Origin of the sequence: Aeromonas sp. FDAARGOS 1404 (genome assembly GCF_019047085.1) — a bacterium.
Lineage (GTDB): Bacteria > Pseudomonadota > Gammaproteobacteria > Enterobacterales > Aeromonadaceae > Aeromonas > Aeromonas veronii.
The window spans coordinates 4348001-4365850 of record NZ_CP077237.1; the positions used below are offsets into that span (position 1 = coordinate 4348001).

General features: G+C 58.3%; 13 protein-coding genes. 8 read left to right on the forward strand and 5 right to left on the reverse strand.

Annotation, left to right across the window (positions count from 1 at the left end; all coding sequences use genetic code 11):
* Positions 1–45: 45 nt before the first annotated feature.
* Positions 46–522 carry a glutathione peroxidase gene (locus I6L34_RS20220; protein ID WP_019445549.1) on the reverse strand — a complete coding sequence of 159 codons (477 nt, stop codon included), beginning with the start codon at positions 520–522 and terminating at the stop codon, positions 46–48.
* Between the two features lie 350 nt (positions 523–872).
* On the opposite strand from I6L34_RS20220, the gene I6L34_RS20225 reads away from it, so the two are divergent.
* On the forward strand, positions 873–1481 hold the full coding sequence (locus I6L34_RS20225; RefSeq protein WP_058057456.1) for a 2OG-Fe(II) oxygenase: 609 nt from the start codon (positions 873–875) through the stop codon (positions 1479–1481).
* A 204-nt stretch (positions 1482–1685) separates the two neighbouring features.
* The gene (locus I6L34_RS20230; protein ID WP_058057457.1) at positions 1686–2675 is read left to right on the forward strand and encodes a D-alanine--D-alanine ligase; all 990 of its coding nucleotides are present in this window, start codon (positions 1686–1688) and stop codon (positions 2673–2675) included.
* 170 nt (positions 2676–2845) lie between these two features.
* On the opposite strand, the gene mngB is transcribed toward I6L34_RS20230, so the two are convergent.
* Both mngB and mngA read right to left on the reverse strand, forming a co-directional pair.
* Positions 2846–5500: a mannosylglycerate hydrolase gene (mngB, locus tag I6L34_RS20235; protein ID WP_216955223.1), complete on the reverse strand. Its 2655-nt coding sequence runs from the start codon at positions 5498–5500 to the stop codon at positions 2846–2848.
* 86 nt (positions 5501–5586) lie between these two features.
* On the reverse strand, positions 5587–7533 hold the full coding sequence (mngA, locus tag I6L34_RS20240) for a PTS 2-O-a-mannosyl-D-glycerate transporter subunit IIABC (protein WP_216955224.1): 1947 nt from the start codon (positions 7531–7533) through the stop codon (positions 5587–5589).
* 247 nt (positions 7534–7780) lie between these two features.
* Here mngA and I6L34_RS20245 point away from each other — a divergent pair, with 247 nt between their 5' ends.
* Positions 7781–8500: a GntR family transcriptional regulator gene (locus I6L34_RS20245; RefSeq protein ID WP_005337027.1), complete on the forward strand. Its 720-nt coding sequence runs from the start codon at positions 7781–7783 to the stop codon at positions 8498–8500.
* A 116-nt stretch (positions 8501–8616) separates the two neighbouring features.
* Here I6L34_RS20245 and xseA read toward each other — a convergent pair whose 3' ends face one another.
* Positions 8617–9996, reverse strand: coding sequence for an exodeoxyribonuclease VII large subunit (gene xseA / locus I6L34_RS20250; RefSeq protein WP_158113130.1), 1380 nt, complete (start codon positions 9994–9996; stop codon positions 8617–8619).
* A 290-nt stretch (positions 9997–10286) separates the two neighbouring features.
* On the opposite strand from xseA, the gene I6L34_RS20255 reads away from it, so the two are divergent.
* From I6L34_RS20255 to I6L34_RS20275, 5 genes are all read left to right on the forward strand, one after another.
* Complete coding sequence (locus I6L34_RS20255; RefSeq protein WP_216955225.1) at positions 10287–10838, forward strand: cytochrome b; 552 nt, start codon at positions 10287–10289, stop codon at positions 10836–10838.
* 442 nt (positions 10839–11280) lie between these two features.
* Positions 11281–12744, forward strand: coding sequence for an IMP dehydrogenase (gene guaB, locus I6L34_RS20260; RefSeq protein WP_005345006.1), 1464 nt, complete (start codon positions 11281–11283; stop codon positions 12742–12744).
* Between the two features lie 84 nt (positions 12745–12828).
* On the forward strand, positions 12829–14418 hold the full coding sequence (guaA, locus tag I6L34_RS20265) for a glutamine-hydrolyzing GMP synthase (RefSeq protein ID WP_040066364.1): 1590 nt from the start codon (positions 12829–12831) through the stop codon (positions 14416–14418).
* 379 nt (positions 14419–14797) lie between these two features.
* Complete coding sequence (locus tag I6L34_RS20270; protein ID WP_005337011.1) at positions 14798–15070, forward strand: hypothetical protein; 273 nt, start codon at positions 14798–14800, stop codon at positions 15068–15070.
* 578 nt (positions 15071–15648) lie between these two features.
* Positions 15649–16653: a DUF4062 domain-containing protein gene (locus I6L34_RS20275; RefSeq protein WP_120414420.1), complete on the forward strand. Its 1005-nt coding sequence runs from the start codon at positions 15649–15651 to the stop codon at positions 16651–16653.
* Positions 16654–16996: 343 nt separating this feature from the next.
* Here the strand turns inward: I6L34_RS20275 and I6L34_RS20280 are convergent, their stop codons facing one another.
* Positions 16997–17824 (reverse strand): bifunctional transcriptional activator/DNA repair enzyme AdaA, encoded by an 828-nt coding sequence (locus I6L34_RS20280; RefSeq protein WP_216955226.1) that lies wholly within the window; start codon positions 17822–17824, stop codon positions 16997–16999.
* Between the last annotated feature and the right edge of the window lie 26 nt (positions 17825–17850).

Below are 17850 nucleotides of genomic sequence, written 5' to 3' on the forward strand. Positions count from 1 at the left end.
GCCATACAATCGTTCAACGCAGTGGCGTAAAACGGTGCGGGAGCATCAGAGCATCTCGCGGATCTGCTCGGCCAGACTCTCCGGTTTGGCCTGGGGGGCAAAGCGTTCCACCACGTTGCCATCGCGGTCGATCAGGAACTTGGTGAAGTTCCATTTGACGTTTTCCAGCCCAAGAAAGCCCGGTTTCTGTTGCTTGAGCCACTGGTAGAAGGGGTGGGCATGCTCACCGTTGACATCGCACTTGGCCATGATGGGGAAGGTGACCGGATAGTCGAGGGAGCAGAAGCGGGCGATCTCGTCCGCATCCCCCGGCTCCTGCTGACCGAACTGGTTGCAGGGGAAGCCCAAAATCACCAGCCCCTTGGGGCCTAGCTCCCGATAGAGCGTTTCCAGCCCTTCATATTGGGGAGTAAAGCCGCAGCGACTGGCCACGTTGACCACCAGCACCACCTTGCCCGCCAGTTGAGTCAGCGGGTAGGGGGTACCATCCAGTCGTTGCAAAGTGAGATCGGGCAGAGGCATAAGAAGATCCTTTCGTGGGTGATGCGCGGGTTGTGCCGTGAGTGGTTCGGTCGGGGACAGAGACAAGCGCCGGATGAACAGCAACATGGCGATGCGGATACGGTATCGGCTGGCTCTTGGAACCGCAAGGAGGCCGCGGCGCCTCCTCGTACCGATTGCAAGGGCCATCACAGTTTCGACAGCCAATACGCTCTTTGGCAGCGCGGGATCACAACTGGCGACAAAAATGCGGGGAGGCGAGCAGCGACTCGCGTATTGATGTTGGGACTTCTCAAGAGAAGCAAACCGGTTTGTGACTTTGCCGGTAAGTCGCTACAAAGCGCCCTCTTTCCACTCATTGTGAGCCAATCTTGGACTATCAAGCTGCCATGGATGCCATTTACACCCGGGGATGGGTGATAGTGGATGATTTTTTGACCGCCGCCGAGGTGGATGCCCTCAAAGCCTGTTTGCCAGGCGAATGGCAACCTGCCGGGATCGGCCGTGATGCCCTGCATCAGGGCAATCCCGACATTCGCCGTGACCAGATCCACTGGCTGGAGCCCTCCCTCGGTGCGCCGGTGGCTGACTACCTCGCCCGGATGGAGTCCCTGCGTCTTGCCGCCAACCGGATGCTGATGCTGGGATTGTTCGACTACGAGGCCCACTTCGCCCGCTATCGCAGCGGGGATTTTTACGCCACCCATCGGGATGCCTTTGCCGGTCGATCCAACCGCCGTCTTACCACCGTGTTTTACCTCAACAACGACTGGCTGCCCGAAGCGGGTGGAGTGCTGCGCATGTATGACGACAAGGAGCAGTTTCTGATGGATGTCAGTCCCAAGGGGGGGCGGCTGGTCATGTTTCTCTCCGAGGAGTTTCCCCACGAGGTGCTGCCTGCCAATCGCGAGCGCTACAGCATTGCCGGCTGGTTTCGGGTCAATGGCAACGGCATGGGAAGGGTCGATCCCCCGCGCTGAGGGGCAATGTGTCCCGATTTTGACACAGGGGAGACTTTTCACTGCAAGAAGTGGGGTCATGGGTCTCCCATCAGCTGACAAGGGTTGATCTCCCTTGCTACACTGGCGCGCACTTATGTTCGTATCTGGCTTCGTCCGGTTTTTATGGTGGTTGGCTTATCAAATGGTCATGACGAGGCCGCTTTTCCCAAGGGATCACATCTAATGAAGAACATGCATGTCTTGCTGCTGTGCGGCGGCGGTGGCTCAGAGCACGAAGTTTCTCTGCGCAGCGCCAATTTCCTCGAGCAACAACTGGGCCTTCTGCCCGGTGTCGAAGTGACCCGCGTCGAGATGTTCGCCGATCGCTGGCTCAGTGCCGATGGCCGCGAGTGCAAGCTGGGGCTCGACAAGCTGCTTTCGTTTGACAGCGTGGCCCGTCCGGTGGATTACGTGGTGCCCTGCATCCACGGCTACCCGGGTGAGACCGGCGATCTGCAATCCTTCCTCGAGCTGGCCGGATTGCCTTATCTCGGTTGCGATGCCGAGGCGAGCAAGATCTGCTTCAACAAGATCAGCACCAAGCTGTGGCTCTCCGCCATCGGCATTCCCAACACCCCGTACCTGTTCCTGACCGAGCAAAATGAGGCGGCGCTGGCCGAGGCCAAAGCCGCGCTGGCCAAGTGGGGCAAGGTCTTTATCAAGGCGGCCTCCCAGGGCTCTTCCGTTGGCTGCTACTCCGCCAGCAACGAAGCGGATCTGGTGAAGGGCATTGCCGATGCTTTCGGTTACTCCGAGCAGGTACTGATTGAGAAGGCGGTCAAGCCGCGCGAGCTGGAAGTGGCGGTTTACCAGTATGGTGACGAGCTGGTGGCGACTTATCCGGGTGAGATCTGCGTGCCGCAGGACAAGTTCTACACCTATGAAGAGAAGTACAGCAGCGCCAGCCATACCGAGACGGCACTGCGTGCCGAGGGGCTGACCCAGGCGCAGGCCGATGCGATTCACGAGTATGCCCTCAAGGCGTTCCGTCAGCTGAAACTGACCCATCTCTCTCGCATCGACTTCTTCCTGACCGAGGAGGGGGAGATCCTGCTGAATGAAATCAACACCTTCCCAGGCATGACCTCCATCTCCATGTTCCCGAAACTGCTGGAGCATCACGGTCACCGCTTCGCCGACTACCTTGAGCAGATCCTGCGCAAGGCCAGCTAAGCGCGCTCTCCCGCTCGCGGGATGAAGAAGAATCCAATAAAAAATCCCCGCCAATCGGCGGGGATTTTTTTATGCCTTTATCAAACGGGGCAGGCCAGCTTGAAGGGATAAACAGGCGGGGAGGGGATGACTCTTCCCCGCCTGTTGCTACCTGTGGGTGTTACCGGCGGTTAGCCGCGAGCCACCCGAAAGCGCACGCTGCGGGAGTGGCACGGCGCCAGCTCGCCAAACTCGCCAGCGGCCAGTTCAAGGGGCAGGGGCTGCTCGTCCATCCGCACCGCTTGCCAGTCGTTCAGGGCGTGTTTGCAGCTCACTTTGCCACCCTCCAGCCGCGCCTGCTCGCTCGGGTTGTAGACCCGGATCACCAGCGCCTCTTCATCCTCGGCTTTTTTCAGGGCGCTCAGCACCGGACCGGAGGGATCCATGGTGAGCAGACTGAAGTGGAGCGGGGTAGTGAAGCTTGCCTTGTTGAGCTTCATGGCATCGAACGGGATCTTGTTGTAGCAGCGCACCGGGGTGAGGTAGCTGCGCGCCGCCTGCATCACGTTGGCGCTGATGTGATCGCCAGCAAACGCCAGCAGGCTGAAACGGCAGCTGAGTTTGCCACGCACCTGGGAGTCCGGGGTGGGCAGCTTGATGCCGGAGGGGCGACCCGGGCGCAGCAGCAGCTCCTCTTTACCGAGTACGCCGACCCCGCGCAGCAGGGTGAGTGCCAGGGTGTCGCACTGCTCGCCAATCACTTCAAACTCGCGCAGACCGTCGCTCAGCACCGCCAGCCCCTGCTTGCCATCTTGCAGGGCGACGAAGCTCATCAGCTGCCAGACCGGAATGGGGGCCTCTTTCCACCCCTCCGCTTCCCAGTTCGCCATGGCGCTGTCGCGGGTGGGGCGGGTGATGCAGCCAAACTGGTTGTCGGAGACCACAGTGTCGCTCGGGAAGGGGGTGGGGATCAGCACCCGCACCCGGTGATCATCGGCCTGATTGTCGAGTTCCAGCTCGATATCGATACGCGGGCTCTGATGCGCCAAGGTGATGCGGCAGATGACATCAAGGTGGCCGCTGCACTGGCGGTTGGCACGCTCGGCGAGGTTGGCAGGCAAGGCCATACGCAATTTGAGCGTAGCGATGCTCTGCCACGCCTGATGGGTGACCTCACGGGTCACCGTAAACTCGGTGGAGTAGCGCAGCCACTCCTCCCGCGATGGCGAGTAGTCATACTCGTCGCCATCATCGGAGCCCTCTTCCAGCGTGAGCACCTGATCGAAGGTGGTGCCGCGCAGCTTGTCCAGGATCTGCAGGGTGCCGTTGTCATTGAGGGCGATGCGGTAAAAATCGTTCTCTAGCAGCTCGCCGCGGGTGGTCACCGGCTGCTCCATTCCCGGCTGGTTGCCCTCGATATGAAGGGTGCAGTAGCCCATAGACGGCAGCGGATGGCAGAGCTGGATGTCGTACTCCATAAAGGGGTCGTAGTTGCCGTAGTGAACGATCTGTCGGTCTACCAGACCCGGATCAATCTCGCGCTTGGCGCGGATGAAGTAGGGGACCGGTTGGCCCGCTTCATCGCGCAGGGCAAAGGATTGGGCGCGAATGCGGATACTGGTGTTGATCACCTCCTGACGGGGGAAGGGCATCAGGTTGAACAGGCAGAGCTTGTCGGCCACCTGCACGCCGTCTTCGCACAGTGCCACCGGCATGTTGTCGACAATCTTGCGCATGTAGAAGCGGATCAGGTTCTCGGCCATGTCGTCGGCCAGAATGAAGCGGGTCATCACCTCCTGATGCACTTTGTCGCTGCAGCAGCAGCCGATGCTGTCATGGGCGTGGTTCTTCATGATCTCCTTCCACATCTTCTCCAGCAGCCCGTGGTGGTACTCGAAGCCGAGTGCCCAGGCGATGCTCGCCAGCGGCTCGAGGATGTTGACGATCTTGTTCTCGATGGCGGCGTGGGCCAGCTTGATGTCCATCCGGGTGGAGGAGATGGTGCGGTGTACCCGCATATATTTGCCGTCGTTGAACTCCCCCTTGAGGGTGGCCAGCTGGTCGCGGCACGCCTCGATGCGCTCGAATACCTGCTCGAATCGGCTCATGTGGAATTCACGCTGGGGGTAGATCTCCCGCAGCTTGTCGATGATGGCAAAGATGTTCTGTTGCAGCGGCATCTGGTCGTGGCCGTTGGGCAGCAGGATATCCTGGGTCACCGAGGCCTTCTCCAGCACCTCGAAGTAGGATTCGAGCCGCTTGCGCAGGCCCGCTTCATCTTCCGGCAGGTACTTGCCGATGGCGTAGCCGAGCGGCAGGACCTGGGCGGTCACCTCGCTGCCATCGTTGCTCTGCCAGAGGAACTCGGTCTTGTCGGTGCCGTGACGCTCGGAGCAGCCGCGCCAGAACATGGCCCGATCGATCCCGAAGCCGTTGAAGATGTGGGGCAGTTGGGAAGACATGCCGAACGAGTCTGGCAGGTAACCGATCTTCATCGGCTCGCCAAGGCTAAGGCAGTCGCGCATTCCGTAGAGCAGGTTGCGCAGGATGGACTCGCCGCTCACCTGCATGGTGTCGGTCTGGGTGTACCAAGGGCCGATGATGAGTTTGCCCGCTTCCACCAGCGCCTTCACCCGGGCCTTGTTCTCGGGCTGGATGGCGAAGTAATCCTCCAGCACCGCGGTCTGGCCGTCCAGCACATAGAACTTGTAGTCGGGGTCGGATTCAAGCCGCGCCAGGATCTCCGCCATATTGTTGACCAGCAGGATGCGGGACTCCTCGGTGGTGAAGTACCACTCCCGATCCCAGTGCATGTGCGGCGTGATGTGAACTCGTGAAACTGTCATGACAATGATCCTTTGCTGACGCACGGCGGCCCTTGCCTGCCGCGCGGAAAAATAGTCTGTTGAAAAATCGGTGGTGAAGAGGAGTCTTACTCTGCGGCGACCACCTGATAGGTGCCGCGCTGCATGGCGTGACGGCGCCAGCCGATCAGCACCACAGTGGAGATAAGGGTGCCCACCAGCGCCGCCCCGAGCCAGACGGCGGCAGCCATCAAGGCGCCGTGGCCGCCATCGTGGAGCAGGAACAGGGAGAAGATGCCGGCCCCCGGGGTGGAGAGACCAATTCCCATGGCACCCACCATGGCGCCGGTGACCACCGATCCTGCGAGGAAGGAGCCGATCACCCGGATCGGATCTTCGATGGCCATCGGAATGGCGCCCTCGGTGATCCCTGCCAGCCCCAGCAGCCAGGTCGACTTACCGGTCTCGATCTCGAAGGTCTGGAACAGGCGCGGTGCCAGCAGGGTGGAGAAGGTGACGGTAAAGGCCGAGACCATCTTGACCGCGCCGAAGATGGCGTAAGGGCCGTAGACCCCGTTGGCCATGGCGCCGAGGCAGAAGGCGTAGGCCGCCTTGTTGACCGGGCCACCCAGGTCAAACGAGCACATAAAGCCGAGCAGGGCGCCCAGCACCAGCGCATTGGTGCCGGAGAGGCCGTTGAGCCACTCGGTGAGGCTGTTGTTGAGCCAGGCCACCGGCTGACCGATGACAAACAGCATCAGGCTGCCCGCCACCAGGGTGCCGATCACCGGATAGAGGTAAAAGGTGAGAAAGCCGTTGAAGTTGGGGCTAAGGCGCACATGCTGCTTGACCCAGCGCATCAGGTAACCGGCGATAAGGCCACCGACCACGCCGCCGAGGAAGCCGGAGCCAATCATGTTGGCGGCCAGTCCCGCCGCAAAGCCCGGGCCCAGCGCCGGTTTGTCTGCCAGCGAATAGGCGGTATAGGCCGCCAGCACCGGCACCATCAGGGTGCCCAGCATGCCACCGCCGAGTTTTCGGTACATCCAGAGCCAGGAGTTCTCGGTATCAAACAGATGTTGCAGGCCGAAGATCTGGGCCAGCAGCACAGAGACGGCGAGCACGGTACCGCCCGCCACGATGAGCGGCACTGCAAAGGAGATACCGCTCAGCAGCGCCTGCTTGAGCTCGGTCTTGAGGCTCACCTTCTTGCCGGTCGGCGCGTCGCTCTGGCTGGGGTTGGGCGTCGGGGCGGTGCGACCGGCCTTGGCCGCTTCCAGCGCATCATTGAGGATCCGCTCGGCATGGCGGATGGGCTCGGCCACCGGCGTCTCGATTCGGGGGATGCCAGCAAAACGCTCCTGCTCCTTGATGGCCACCTCGGCGGCGAAGATGCAGGCCACCGCAGCATCGAGTGCCTCTTGCGGCAGGCGATCCTCGATGCCGTTGGCACCCTGCTTCTCGACCAGTACCCGAATGCCCAGCTTGCGCCCCGCCTTTTCCAGATACTCGGCGGCCATATAGGTGTGGGCGATCCCCGCCGGGCAGGCGGTGACACAGACCACAGTAGGTTTATTTGTATCTGATTTGTCTTCTTTTTCTGATTGCTTGCCGCTATCCCCTTCACCATCGAGCAGTGCCATCAGTTGCTCGGCACTCTGGGCCGCCAGCACCGCCTCGCGGGTATCGTCATCCACCAGGGCAGTGGTGAGGGTGGTGAGCAGCTGCATGTGGGTGGAGCCCGCCTGATCGGTCGGGATCGCCAGCATGAAGATCAGGTTGACCGGCTCGGGGCCGTCGACCCCCTCCCAGCCCAGCTCCTCGCTCAGGGTAGCGACGGCAAAGGCTGCTTCACGCACCGCATCACACTTGCCGTGGGGCACTGCCAGCCCTTCGCCAAGGGCGGTGGGGCCCTGCGCCTCGCGGGCCATGACCGCAGCCAAAAAGGCGGCCTTGTCGTGCAGCTTGCCGGCCTGATCGAGCCGATCAGCCAGAGCATGAATGGCCGCATCCCGATCGGCAAACCGGGTTTGCAACGTGATGAGATGGGGGCCGGTAAGACTGGTCAGATTCATGATGATCCTCTGTCAGGTTGGCTTGCCAGCAAGCCGTCATGGTGAAAGTGACAGCGATGCTAACAAACCGGCCGACTGATTTTTGTGAGTGGTATCATACAATTCGTTATTTGTATTGTTTTTGTATTGTTTGTTCGAGGTAATTTGTTAGGTCAAATGAGGCTGAGCCGTTTTGTCTGCCCGGTAACTGGGGTAGAATGGCGCCTCTTCCATTTATCATGGCGCAGAGCCGACGAGGTGGCCTTTCGTGTCGAAAAAACCCATGTATCGCCAGATAGCCGACACCATCCAGCAGTGGATTGCGCAAGGGGAGCTGGCCCCCGGCGATGCCTTGCCCACCGAAGCCGAGCTGCGCGAGCAGTTCGGGGTGAGCCGGGTGACGGTGCGCCAGGCCCTCAAGCAGCTGACCGAACTCAACGTCATCGAGAGCATTCAGGGCAGTGGCAGCTATGTGCGGCAGGAGAAGGTGAACTATGACATCTATCAGCTCACCAGCCTCTACGAGAAGGTGACCGATCCGGCGGCCGAGACCCACAGCGACATTCTCGCCTTCGAGGTGATCAAGGCGAGCAGTGAGTTGGCCGAGCGGCTCAATCTGCTGGAAGGGGCGCTGGTCTACTACGTCAAGCGGGTGCGCTTTATTCGCCAGATCGCGGTAACGCTGGAGGAGACCTGGATGCCGCTCGCCCTCTTCCCCGACCTCAGCTATGCGGTGATGCAGGGCTCGAAGTACCACTACATCGAAGAGGTCAAGCAGCTGGTGATCGACCGCAGCGAGCAGGAGATCATTCCGGTGCTCCCCTCGGCGCAGGTGGTGGAGGCGCTCGGTATCGATCCTGCCAAGCCAATCATCGAGAAGGTCTCCCGCGGTTTTTTGCAAGATGGCACCGTGTTCGAGTTCAGTCGCAACTTCTTCAAGAGCGATGACTACAAGTTCACCCTGGTCGCCCGCCGCGCCAAGGGGTGAGCAGGCGACAGCACCCGAGATAAAAAAGGCCACCACCGTGTTTGCTGTGGTGGCCTTTGTTTTTGGCTGATTGCCGGGCTGAATAGCAGATTGGCTGGTGGTTTGATGCAGCCGACCTACTGCGCAGAGTCCTTGACGATCCCCTCGACCCGCACCTGCAGGCTCCCTTGCGCCAGGGTGGTGATGAGCTGGTCGCCACTGTTGACCTGATCGGCGCGGCTGATGACTTCGCCGCGTGGAGTGCGGGTGATGGAGTAACCGCGACCCAGAGTAGCGAGCGGGCTCACCCCGTCGAGGCGGGCGGTGAGCATGGCGAGGCGGTGACTAGCAAGGTCTTGCCGCTTGGTAATCAGGGCATAGAGCCGCTCCTCGGCCAGTTGGTGGCGGCGCTTGCCAGCTGCCAGCAAGCGCTCCGGGCTCTTGCCCTGCAGGCGCAGCTCAAGGTTGGTGAGGCGCCGCTCTCCCTGATGCAGCCGCTGTCGTAATAGCTGTTGCAAACGGGTGGAGAGTTCGTCGAGGCGCTGGGACTGCTGCTCCAGTCGCCGTTTCGGATCCTGATGGTCGAGCCGTTTTTGCAGCAGGATGAAATCGTGGCGGGCGGCGGTCTGCTGGCGACTCATCGCCTGCAGCAGTCGCTGCTTGAGGTGAACGATACGCAGGGCACGGGCGCTCTGATCCGGCGCCACCAGCTCGGCGGCAGCCGACGGGGTAGGGGCGCGCAAGTCGGCGGCAAAGTCGCTGATGGTGACATCCACCTCGTGGCCCACTGCGCTCACCACAGGTATGGCTGAGTGGGCAATGGCGCGCGCCACCGCCTCTTCGTTAAAGCACCAGAGATCTTCGAGGGAGCCACCACCACGGCCGACGATCAGCACATCCACCTCGGCGCGCTGGTTCGCTTTGGCGATCGCCGCGACGATCTGGCTGATGGCGGCGCTGCCTTGTACCTGAGTCGGGTAGATAAAGACCGGCAGATCCGGCGCACGCCGCTTGAGCACGGTGAGCATATCGTGCAAAGCCGCGCCGGTGGCGGAGGTGATAAGGCCCACCGCCCGCGGTTCGCGGGGCAGCGGCCGCTTGCGGCCTTCGTCAAACAGCCCCTCGGCACCGAGGCGGCGTTTGAGCTCTTCAAAACGCAGGGCCAATACGCCGTCGCCCGCCGGCTGCATCGACTCGATGATCAGCTGGTAGTCGCCGCGCGGCTCATAGAGGGAGACCCGCGCCTGCACCAGCACCTGCATGCCATCCTGCGGGCGAAACGCCACCCGCCGGTTGTTGCCCTTGAACATGGCGCAGCGTACCTGCGCCGACATGTCCTTGAGGGAGAAGTACCAGTGGCCGGAGCTTGGCATCGCCAAATTGGAGAGCTCGCCGGTCAGCCACACCAGCCCCAGATCCTGCTCCAGGATCATGCGCACGGCGCTGTTGAGGCGGGTGACGGTAAAGACCTGCTGCTCGCGGCCGCTCGCCGCACTGGATGGGGTAAATCGGTTCAAAGGCGTACCTGTGGTCTGCTCCGGCGGGGCCGGGATAAAACGGTGGCCGCTATCTTAACCCGAAACAGGGAGAGGGCGTTAAGCAGGAGGCGTCAGCAGCAGAAAAGCAAGATTGGAAACGCTGCCGTTTATCCGGGCAGGCAGAATGGCTCCCGATAAAAGCCCTCGCGCTTGCCCGCATCTGGCCGCGTTGCGGCTTGCCTCGATGCCGTTGATATCTCAGGTGCTGCTGATATTCACGACGCCACCATCTTGACCTGCGTTCACTCGCCCCCAGTTTGGAGTAGCTTATGAATCCCTCAACCCACTTAAGTTTGACGACCCGTTTGCTGCACTGGTCGGTTGCCTTGCTGATGATTGGCCTGACCCTTGTCGGTTATCTGATGGTGAAATTTGAAATATGGGATCTCTACGCCCTGCATAAATCTCTGGGTGTGATTGCACTGCTCTTGATCCTGCCCCGCGCCATTCTCCGCCTTGTTAAAGGGTGGCCTGAGCCTGTGCGTCAATATCCTGTTTACGAGGCATTGGCAGCCAGGGCGATCCACTGGGGTTTGCTGATTTCAACGCTGCTTATTCCGGTGTCCGGTCTCTGTTATTCCGCAGCGGCTGGCCGAGGTGTCGCGATATTTGGCTGGTCTATTATCCCGATGAATCCAGATATTCATGATCCTGCCAACGTGATTCCATTCAGTGAATCCGTTCGGGATATTGCTCACACAGTCCATATCTATTTGCCATATATCATGCTGGCATTTTTGCTAGTGCACATTGTCGGGGCGTTGAAACATCATCTGCTGGATAAAGATAATACCTTGCTGCGGATGGTGGGGCGAAAATAATAAAGAGAGGCAACCCTTGTTGTGCCAGAAAATATATATTGGCAGCGGGCTAAATTTATTATCCAGACCGAGTAAAGGACATTGAGAAGATAATGATACCGGTGCGAGTGGTCGCCGCGAGGGCAAGAGACAATACAAGGACACAAGACAAGGGGAGGGGGGCAGAAGCCGTTTGCCCCTGAGCCCCTGTCGACCATCCCTTTGCATGGGGGTTGCGCCGCGTCGGCACCTACCGGTTTTGCATAAATCACCGGTTAGCCAACTCTTTTGCCCCGAAATGGCGCTTTTCGTACTGATAATCTTGGTTTTTTGGCGTTTTGGCCTCCTAAATGAGGGCTACGCCATAAAAAATTCAAAAAACTTCTTTACCAGTGACCAATCCGTGAGTAAACTTCGTCGGCAATATTTTACACCCCCACTTCCTCAACGGTGAGATATTGCCATGCTCAGGATTGCCAAAGAAGCGTTAACCTTCGACGATGTACTGTTGGTTCCCGCCCACTCCGAAGTTCTTCCCAATACTGCCGATCTGCGTACCAAGCTGACCTCCGCCATCAGCTTGAACATCCCGATGATCTCCGCTGCCATGGACACAGTGACCGAAGCCCGTCTGGCTATTGCACTGGCCCAGGAAGGCGGTATCGGCTTTATCCACAAGAACATGTCCATCGAGCAGCAGGCTGCCGAAGTGCGCAAGGTCAAGAAGTACGAGAGCGGCGTGGTCACTGACCCCGTTACCGTGCGCCCTGACATGACCATCGCCCAAATCAAGGAGCTGAGCCACAAGAATGGCTTCGCCGGTTACCCCGTGGTGACTGACGGCAATCAGCTGGTCGGTATCATCACCGGCCGTGACGTGCGCTTCGTGATTGACCTCTCCCAGACCGTTGAACAGATCATGACCCAGAAAGATCGTCTGGTCACCGTGCGTGAAGGTGCCCCTCGTGAAGAGGTGGTTGCCCTGATGCAAAAGCACCGTATCGAAAAAGTGCTGGTGGTGAACGGCGACTTCAAACTCAAGGGCATGATCACCGTTAAAGATTTCCAGAAAGCCGAGCGCAAGCCCCACGCCTGTAAAGATGACAAGGGTCGTCTGCGGGTCGGTGCTGCGGTTGGTGCCGGTGCCGGTAACGAAGAGCGCGTCGCTGCGCTGGTGGAAGCCGGTGTAGACGTGCTGCTGATCGACTCCTCCCACGGCCACTCCCAGGGCGTGCTGGATCGCATCAAGGCCACTCGCGACGCCTATCCGGATCTGCAGATCATCGGTGGCAACGTGGCGACCGCCGCGGGCGCCAAAGCGCTGGCTGCTGCCGGTGTCAATGCGGTCAAGGTCGGTATCGGCCCGGGCTCCATCTGTACTACCCGTATCGTGACCGGCGTGGGCGTGCCCCAGATCACCGCCATCTCCGACGCCGTTGACGCGCTGGAAGGCACCGGTATTCCGGTGATTGCCGATGGCGGTATCCGCTTCTCCGGCGACATCGCCAAGGCCATTGCCGCCGGCGCCAGCTGCGTCATGGTGGGATCCATGTTCGCCGGTACTGAAGAAGCGCCGGGCGAGATCGAGCTCTATCAGGGTCGCTCCTTCAAATCCTACCGTGGTATGGGTTCTCTGGGCGCCATGTCCAAAGGCTCCAGCGACCGCTACTTCCAGACCGACAACGCCGCCGACAAGCTGGTACCGGAAGGTATCGAAGGTCGCGTGCCGTACAAGGGTCGCCTCAAAGAGATCATCCATCAGCAGATGGGCGGCCTGCGCTCCTCCATGGGCTTGACCGGCAGCGCCACCATCGACGACATGCGCACCAAGGCAGAGTTCGTGCGCATCTCCGGCGCCGGGATGAAAGAGTCCCACGTCCACGATGTGACCATTACCAAAGAAGCCCCCAACTATCGGATGGGCTGATAAAACGGGGCCCTGCGCCCCGTTTTTCCACCCTTTTTTTATCCCGTGCCCTTTGTGACAACATCAGCCTGATGCAGGAATAAAATGACTAAAGACATTCACCAGCACCGTATTCTTATCCTCGACTTCGGTTCCCAGTACACCCAGCTGATCGCCCGCCGCGTGCGCGAAATCGGCGTTTACTGCGAACTGTGGGCCTGGGACGTAACCGAAGAGCAGATCCGCGAATTCAATCCGAGCGGCATCATCCTCTCCGGTGGCCCCGAGTCCGTGACCGAAGCTGGCAGCCCGCGCGCCCCCGAGTATGTGTTCAACGCCGGTGTCCCTGTGTTCGGTATCTGCTACGGCATGCAGACCATGGCCGAGCAGCTGGGTGGCAAGGTGCAATCCTCTACCGAGCGTGAATTCGGTTACGCCAAGGTGGAAGTGCTGGGCGAAGCTGGCAAGAGCAGCGCCCTCTTGCGCAATATTGAAGATGCCATCGCCGACAACGGCAATGCCCTGCTGGATGTCTGGATGAGCCACGGTGACAAGGTCACCACCATTCCGGCCGACTTCACCACCATCGCTCAGACCCCGACCTGCCCGCACGCGGCCATGGCCAACGAAGCCAAGCGCTTCTATGGCGTGCAGTTCCACCCGGAAGTGACCCACACCCGTCAGGGTGCCCGCATGCTGGAGCACTTCGTCAAAGACATCTGCGGCTGCGAATGCCTGTGGACCCCGGCCACCATCATCGACGACGCCGTTGCCCGCATCCGCGAGCAGGTAGGTGACGATGAAGTGATCCTCGGTCTCTCCGGCGGTGTCGACTCCTCCGTGGTAGCCATGCTGGTGCACCGCGCCATCGGCGATCGCCTGACCTGCGTCTTCGTGGACAACGGTCTGCTGCGTCTGAACGAAGGCGAGCAGGTGATGGAGATGTTTGGCGATCACTTTGGTCTGAACATCATCAAGGTTGAAGCCGAAGAGCGCTTCCTCTCTGCCCTGGCCGGTGTTGACGAGCCGGAAGCCAAGCGCAAGATCATCGGCCGCGTCTTCGTCGAAGTGTTCGACGACGAAGCGAAAAAGCTGAAAAACGCCAAGTGGCTGGCGCAAGGCACCATCTATCCGGACGTGATCGAATCCGCTGCCAGCAAGACCGGCAAAGCCCACGTCATCAAGTCTCACCACAACGTCGGCGGCCTGCCGGAAGAGATGAAGATGGGTCTGGTCGAACCGCTGCGCGAACTGTTCAAAGACGAAGTGCGCCGCGTTGGTCTGGAGCTGGGTCTGCCCTACGACATGCTCTACCGTCACCCGTTCCCGGGCCCGGGTCTGGGCGTGCGCGTCCTTGGCGAAGTGAAGAAAGAGTACTGCGATATTCTGCGCCGCGCCGATGCGGTCTTTATCGAAGAGCTGCGCAAAGCCGACCTCTACAACCAGGTCAGCCAGGCGTTCGCCGTCTTCCTGCCGGTGCGCTCCGTTGGCGTGATGGGCGATGGTCGCAAATATGACTGGGTCATTGCCTTGCGTGCTGTCGAAACCATCGACTTTATGACCGCCCACTGGGCTCACCTGCCGTACGACTTCCTCGGTCACGTATCGAATCGCATCATCAACGAGATCAACGGTATCTCCCGCGTGGTGTACGACGTATCCGGCAAGCCGCCCGCAACCATCGAATGGGAATAAGCGGCTCGCGCCCTTCTGCCCTTCGAGCATAAAAATGCAAAAAGACGCCCTTGAGGCGTCTTTTCTTTTCTCAATCGTTTGCGCAACACATCTTCTTTTTTCGAGCAGCTTTTTTGCCACCTTGCCCCTGTCATATGTGACAGGGGCATTTTTGCCATCCCGCACTAGGCTCTCTCATGCCAATTAAGCCCGCTGCCAACAGCGGCTTCTGGCAAGGGGGAGGGCTGATCCAGTTGCAGATAGCTGCGCAAACGGGCCCATCGTCATTGCGCCAACCGGCAGTGATGACACCCCGGTGGAGACCGGAAACCACTTGAATCAACGGGGCGCAGCCTGAACGGCCAAACGAGTCGGGATCATAGAGCACGGAGAGTTTGATATGTCAGAACAAGCAGTGTTGGTGGGTGGATGGACCGCATATCACAAGCTGACCGCCGAGGATCAGGCGGTATTTGATCAGGCGCTGAAAGGATTTGTCGGGGTGCAGTACGTACCCTTTGAAGTCTCCACCCAGGTGGTGGCTGGCACCAACTACCGCTTCAAGTGCAAGAGCACTGTGCCGCTTGCCAAACCGATCCATGGCGAAGCCGTGGTGCAGATTTTCAAATCACTGGACGGGGATGCCCATATCACCTCCATTACCCCGATCTGATAGGGTTATGGGCAGGGTGGGGAGGGGGAATAACCTCCAACCTTTTTGCTCCAAGTCCTTAAAATAAGAAAGACGCCTTAGGGCGTCTTTTCTTTTCAACAATGAGTTACCTCTGATGCGTGGTCGGTATTTGTACTTATTGATTAATTTGTTGATCTTGCTCAGGAAACTATCATCATTCGCTTTTGCTTATCTGCCTTGCTCGTTAGGATAACCAATAGGATATTTCTTCTTAGGGGACGTTTATTAATCAAGCTAGAGGAACAACGTGAGCGAAATCCTGCAAATTGGGGGTTGCCGTAGTTTATGTCAGCACATTACAGAGCAGGCATTGCTCATATTGATGGAGTTTTCCATAGCTGATTTATTTTTATCTTGTACTGCGTAAGTCATAGAGACAAGAGGAAATTTCAGCGAGTATGCTAAGTTGCCAGAGATTGGTTAGTAATTTCTATTTAAAACGATTTTTTGCGGATATGAATACTGAGCTGAGTGATATGGAAGGTTTTAATATCGGATTAGTTCCACCTTTCATCCAATCTCTGCTAGAAGGCCGCCTAGAACTCGGAAGGAATTAGATGAATAAAAGATATCAGGTATTTGTTAGTTCAACATATGCTGACTTAAAAAAGGAACGTCAGCATGTATTGCAAGCTTTGATGGAAATGGACTGTATTCCTGCTGGAATGGAGTTGTTCCCAGCTGCTGATGAAGAACAATGGGAATTTATTAAAAGTGTCATTGATGATTGTGATTACTACCTTCTAATCATAGGTGGCCGATACGGATCAACTACCGATGAAGGTATCAGCTACACGGAAAAAGAATTTGATTATGCTGTTGAAAATGGATTGAAAGTAGTAGCCTTGGTTCACGGTTCACCTGATGACATTCCTTTCGGAAAATCTGAGCAAGATCCCCACCTCAGAGCAAAGCTATTGAGGTTCAAAGATAAAGTGATGGACGGCAGATTGATCAAGTTTTGGAATCAAGCTAATGAATTACCGGGTCTTGTAGCTCTTAGTCTTTCAAAGACAATTAAAATGTATCCTGCTGTAGGCTGGGTTAGAGCCAGTAATATTGCCAGCGAAGACTTACTTTTAGAGCTTAATGATCTCAGAAAACAAAACATTGAGCTTCAAGGCAAGTTATCTAAGCTAAGTGCTGATTTAACACCAACTATCAATGGTATAGCCGATATAGACTCAACAATAACGTTGCATGGTACCTATAAAGTAAATCATGGTCGAAATTATGGAGTCGGTACATATGATTTCACTTCAGAAATTTCTTGGCGCAAGCTATTCTCCCTCATAGCCCCTTATATTGTTGAACATCCTAATGACACATCTGTTAAATTAACTTTGGCTACATCCCTTCATCAATTAATTGAAAGTAAAGGTTATTCTCATACGTTAAATGATCAAGAGTTCAAAACTGTCACAATACAGTTAAAAGCATATGGACTGATAAAAACACAGTATTTGAAAACTACTAAAGGGGGCATGGCTTTATTTTGGTCCTTAACTGATAAAGGTGAACAACTGATGATAGAGTCAAGAATTGTTCGCGAGAATACCTGACAAGTTGCCGGTATGGAACTGTTGGCGATCAAAGCCGGTACCTTAGGGTGCAATGAAATTGCACCTCTACTTTTGTTCCTCATACCTTGCCCAAGAGCTGCTCGGCAAATGGTGCAATGTGCTGCACTTATTGCACCCTACGTGTTTCGTTAATTTGCTGGGGTGGGGCGGCTGAGCGCGGAGCCTCGCCAAAGCAACCAAAGGGGCGATCTGCGCCCCGATTCTTCTTATGTCCCCGCTTTATATCGCCGCACGCTGTCTGGCGCAGCCTGATTGTCTGCTGACTCACTACTAACACTCCTGTTTCGTCACCCTTATCAGGCCGGGCAGAAAAAGGCCACGTTTACTCATACCTCGCCGCTTCCCAGGCGTGTATCGCCTGTTTGCGGGTCTCGCCCCAGTGATAGCCGCCGAGTTTGCCGTTTTGCTGGATGACTCTGTGGCAGGGGATCATCAAGGCGACGGGGTTGGCGCCCACCGCCAGCCCCACAGCGCGGGCGGCCTTGGGGTTGCCGACGGCGCTCGCTACCTGGGCGTAGCTCACCACCTTGGCGGGCGGGATCTGCAGCAGCGCCCGCCAGACGCTGATCTGAAAGTTGGTGCCGCTCACGTACAAGGAGATGGGGCGATCCGGCGCCTTGCTGCCATCGAACATGGTGTTGATGACCCCTTGGGTGCGTGATGGCGCTTCTTGCAACGTTGCCTCAGGCCAGCTGCGGGCGAGGTTGGCCAGCGGTGCCTCTGGGGCCTTTTCATCGAGAAACGAAAAGTTGCACACCCCCCGCGGGGTCAGGGCGACGAATGCCTGACCGAAGGGGGTGTCGTGCACCCCGTGATCGATAACCAGCCCGGCCCCCCGTTGCTTGTACTCGCCCGGCGTCACCGCTTCGAGCTGCACGAAGTGATCGTAGAGCCGCGAGCCGCTGCTAAGGCCCAGGGTATCGGCCACCTCCAGCAGCGGGCGCGACTCCTGCAGCAGCGCCTTGGCCCGCTCCAGGGTCAGCACCTGCAGATAGCGTTTGGGCGTCACTCCGGCCCAGCGGCTGAACAGCCGCTGGAAGTGAAAGGGGCTTAAGTGAACGTGCGCCGCTATCTCGTCCAGAGTGGGCTGGCGCTCCACCTGACTTGCGATAAAACGGATGGCATCGGCGATGCGGGCGTAATCAGACATAAGGCGCTCTCACGATAAGTTTGCGG

What these genes read in the sequence shown, in the direction of transcription:
- mngB (WP_216955223.1), bottom strand. Translation starts at nt 5,500, where the DNA reads ATGACAGTTTCACGAGTTCACATCACGCCGCACATGCACTGGGATCGG.
- guaB (WP_005345006.1), top strand. Translation starts at nt 11,281, where the DNA reads ATGCTCAGGATTGCCAAAGAAGCGTTAACCTTCGACGATGTACTGTTG.
- I6L34_RS20255 (WP_216955225.1), top strand. Translation starts at nt 10,287, where the DNA reads ATGAATCCCTCAACCCACTTAAGTTTGACGACCCGTTTGCTGCACTGG.
- I6L34_RS20230 (WP_058057457.1), top strand. Translation starts at nt 1,686, where the DNA reads ATGAAGAACATGCATGTCTTGCTGCTGTGCGGCGGCGGTGGCTCAGAG.
- I6L34_RS20280 (WP_216955226.1), bottom strand. Translation starts at nt 17,824, where the DNA reads ATGTCTGATTACGCCCGCATCGCCGATGCCATCCGTTTTATCGCAAGT.
- mngA (WP_216955224.1), bottom strand. Translation starts at nt 7,533, where the DNA reads ATGAATCTGACCAGTCTTACCGGCCCCCATCTCATCACGTTGCAAACC.
- guaA (WP_040066364.1), top strand. Translation starts at nt 12,829, where the DNA reads ATGACTAAAGACATTCACCAGCACCGTATTCTTATCCTCGACTTCGGT.
- I6L34_RS20220 (WP_019445549.1), bottom strand. Translation starts at nt 522, where the DNA reads ATGCCTCTGCCCGATCTCACTTTGCAACGACTGGATGGTACCCCCTAC.
- I6L34_RS20270 (WP_005337011.1), top strand. Translation starts at nt 14,798, where the DNA reads ATGTCAGAACAAGCAGTGTTGGTGGGTGGATGGACCGCATATCACAAG.
- I6L34_RS20275 (WP_120414420.1), top strand. Translation starts at nt 15,649, where the DNA reads ATGAATAAAAGATATCAGGTATTTGTTAGTTCAACATATGCTGACTTA.